Annotated in this window: 3 protein-coding genes and 1 pseudogene; all 4 read left to right on the top strand. The window is 65.0% G+C overall.

Annotated elements, in window-relative coordinates:
• Window positions 1–1,078 (top strand): FtsH protease activity modulator HflK (gene hflK / locus EN914_RS31590; protein WP_127389511.1); only part of this gene is annotated, 1,078 nt, incomplete at its 5' end.
• A complete protein-coding gene (gene hflC / locus EN914_RS31585; RefSeq protein WP_013531031.1) occupies window positions 1,078–2,046 on the top strand; it encodes a protease modulator HflC in 969 nt (322 codons plus the stop codon). The genes hflK and hflC, both read left to right, overlap by 1 nt.
• 6 nt (window positions 2,047–2,052) lie before the next feature.
• A complete protein-coding gene (locus EN914_RS31580; protein ID WP_013531032.1) occupies window positions 2,053–2,241 on the top strand; it encodes a DUF2065 domain-containing protein in 189 nt (62 codons plus the stop codon).
• 127 nt (window positions 2,242–2,368) lie between these two features.
• Window positions 2,369–2,610: pseudogene (locus EN914_RS31575) on the top strand (serine protease); the annotation flags it as partial.

Raw genomic sequence — 2,610 nt, 5'->3', positions numbered from 1 at the left:
GGGTGGCGGCGGCAACAATCAGGGACCCTGGGGGCAGGGTCCAAAAGGACCGAGCGGGCCGCAGGGCTCGCCTCCCGATCTCGAAGACATCATCCGCCGCGGCCAGGACCGGCTGCGGCGCGCTCTTCCGGGCGGCGGCGGCGCGAGCCCGGCTATCTTCGCGCTGATCGCGGCTGCACTTGTGGTGCTGTGGGCGTTCAAGGCGGTTTACACCGTGCAGCCCGACGAGGTCGCGGTCGAACTGCGCTTCGGCAAGCCGAAGACCGAACTGTCGCAGCCTGGCCTGCATTTCCATTGGTGGCCGCTCGAAACCGTCGAGACGGCCAAGATTTCCGAGCAGCTCGTCGATATCGGCGGCGGCGGCGCGACAAGTGGCAATACGTCCGGGCTGATGCTTACCGGCGACCAGAACATCGTCAACGTCCAGTTCTCCGTGGCCTATCAGGTCTCCGACCCGCGCGCGTATCTGTTCGATGTGTCCGATCCCGACGGCATGCTGAGGCAGGTTGCCGAAAGCGCTATGCGTGAAGCCGTCGGCCGCCGGCCGGCGCAGGACATCTTCCGCGACGACCGCCAGGGCATTGCCGCCTCGGTGCGTGAGATCATCCAGACGACGCTGGACGGCTACAAGGCCGGTCTCAACGTCAACGCCGTCTCGATCGAGGATGCGGCACCGCCACGCGAAGTGGCCGATGCGTTCGACGAGGTGCAGCGCGCCGAGCAGGACGAGGACAAGTTCGTCGAGCAGGCCAACCAGTACTCCAATCAGAAGCTCGGGCAGGCGCGCGGCGAGGCCGCACAGATCCGCGAAGACGCGGCCGCCTACAAGAACCGGGTCGTGCAGGAAGCCGAGGGTGAGGCGCAGCGCTTCATCTCGGTCTATGACGAATATGCCAAGGCGCCCGATGTAACGCGCAAGCGCCTCTACCTGGAAACCATGGAGAAGGTTCTGAAGGATTCGAGCAAGGTCATCGTCGAGCAGGGCAACGGGCAAGGGGTCGTTCCCTATCTGCCGCTGCCGGCATTGCAGCCGAAAGCGCCGGCACCGGCCGCCCCCGTTACGGGAGGTAACCAGTGATGGCCAACCGTCTTCCCATCATCGTCGTCGCAGCAGCGGTTATCCTGTTCCTGCTCTATTCGTCGGTCTTCGTGGTCAATGCGCGCCAGCAGGCACTGGTGCTCAGGTTCGGTGAGATTGTCGACGTCAAGAGCGAACCCGGCATCTACTTCAAGGCGCCGTTCTCGTTCTTCGACGCCGACACCGTGCAGCTGATCGAGAACCGGGTGCTGCGCTTCGATCTCGACAACATTCGCGTCCAGGTCTCGGGCGGCAAGTTCTATGAGGTCGATGCCTTCATCGCCTATCGCATCTCGGATCCGCGGGTCTTCCGCGCCGCGGTGTCCGGTCAGATCGAACTGGCCGAGGCCCGGCTCAGGACGCGTCTCGACGCTGCCTTGCGCCGTGTCTATGGTCTGCGTGATTTCGAGGCAGCACTCTCCGAAGAGCGCGGCGTGATGATGCGCGAAGTCCGCGACCAGCTCAGGCCCGATGCCACATCGCTCGGCCTGCAGATCGAGGATGTCCGCATTCGCCGCACCGATCTCACGGCCGAAGTCTCGCAGCAGACCTTCGACCGCATGAAGGCGGAACGCCTGGCGGAAGCTGCCCGGCTGAGGGCGCGCGGCAATGAGGCGGCACAGCGCATCACCGCCCGCGCCGATCGCGAAGTGGTCGAGATCGTCGCCGAAGCCCAAAAAGAGTCGGAAATCCTGCGCGGCGAGGGCGAGGCCCAGCGCAGCGCCACCTTCGCGGGAGCCTATCAGCGCGATCCGGCTTTCTTCGACTTCTACCGGTCGATGAATGCCTATGGCACGGCGCTGGACAACACCGGAACGACGATGGTGCTGTCGCCGAACTCGGAGTTCTTCCGCTTCTTCCGCAATCCCGACGGCAGCGAGGGACCGGCAAAGCCGGCTTCGCCTGCGCCAAACGCTCCGGCGACGGCACCCGCCGCGCCGGCGGCACAGCCCAGCACCGGCCAGTAGCGGCCGGTGCAGGATTTTCTTGCCGCCATGGGCCTCGTCCTCGTCATAGAGGGTCTGGTCTATGGCGGCTTTCCCGGCCTGGCCAGGAAGCTTGCCACCGAAGTGCTGTCGCTGCCCGAGAACGCGCTGCGGATTGCCGGGCTGGCGGCGATCGCGATCGGCGTCGGCATCGTCTGGCTGGTACGAGGCGCATGAGGGCGGCGATGATTTATCCTCTGCCGATAGTCATAGCCGCAAACGTGCCGTATTTTTTGCCAACATGGCGTGACGCGGCGTTTTCGTCGAAGCGCTTTTCTTTTCAAGAATACCGGGAGGCTTCTCGATGACATCCAATACAATTTTGCGCGCGGCGCGGCGGACATTCATCGCCGGCGCGGCGGCACTTCTTGTCAGCGCCGTCGCTGTCCCGTCCTTCACGGCGCCGACATTTGCCGCCGATGGGCCCGCTTCGGTCGCCGATCTGGCGCAAGGCCTGCTCGGCGCGGTGGTCAACATATCGACCTCGCAGACGGTCAAGGGTACCGAAGGCCCGGGCGCGGTGCCGATGCCGCAATTGCCCGAGGG

Source organism: Mesorhizobium sp. M7A.F.Ca.CA.001.08.2.1, from assembly GCF_003998455.1.
GTDB lineage: Bacteria > Pseudomonadota > Alphaproteobacteria > Rhizobiales > Rhizobiaceae > Mesorhizobium > Mesorhizobium ciceri.
Note: the sequence above shows the minus strand (reverse complement) of the source record. Positions and strands in the feature narration are given on the sequence as shown.

Excerpts from the sequence above, each read along its gene's own strand:
- hflC (WP_013531031.1), top strand. The coding sequence starts at position 1,078 with ATGGCCAACCGTCTTCCCATCATCGTCGTCGCAGCAGCGGTTATCCTG.